The sequence below is a fragment of the Acinetobacter sp. ANC_7682 genome, assembly GCF_056779795.1.
Genome location: NZ_JBWYIQ010000084.1, coordinates 1 through 473, shown reverse-complemented (window position 1 = coordinate 473; position 473 = coordinate 1). Strand labels below are relative to the sequence as shown.

Below are 473 nucleotides of genomic sequence, written 5' to 3'. Positions count from 1 at the left end.
ATAGACGGAAACGCTTTGGTCTAAGAATGAATTTAATTGCTGGAATGGTGAATTGGATGCTCTTAAATTAACTTTCGCAAGAGATCTAATATATATGCTTTAAGTGGAAGTGTGCTTGATTTATTGTTGTATGCAATGTCTCCTCAAACAGAAGTGCTTTCAATACAACGAAATGCTTTACTTGGTGCGAATTTAATTGGATTGTTTGCAGAGCCTAAACATGAAGCACATGCAAGGATGGGTTTACGTCCCATTTTAGGATTAATGGCTGAATGTCTATATCCTGAAAATGGTAAAATTAAGTCAACTGACATTCGACGTATGGAATTACATCTTAATGCAAGAATGGCAGGGAATTTAGAGACCTATCTAAAAGAGACACAAACGGCTTTGTTGCACAAACCTAGCATCAAAAGCTTATTCAGCAATATAATTTCAAAATGAATAAGCCTGCCTCTAAAATCTACCGTACA

General features: G+C 35.7%; 1 pseudogene. It reads left to right on the top strand.

The annotated features are described in order from the left end of the window. Positions 1-84: 84 nt before the first annotated feature. A pseudogene (locus tag AC1M9D_RS14090) lies at positions 85-393 on the top strand (hypothetical protein); the annotation flags it as partial. Between the last annotated feature and the right edge of the window lie 80 nt (positions 394-473).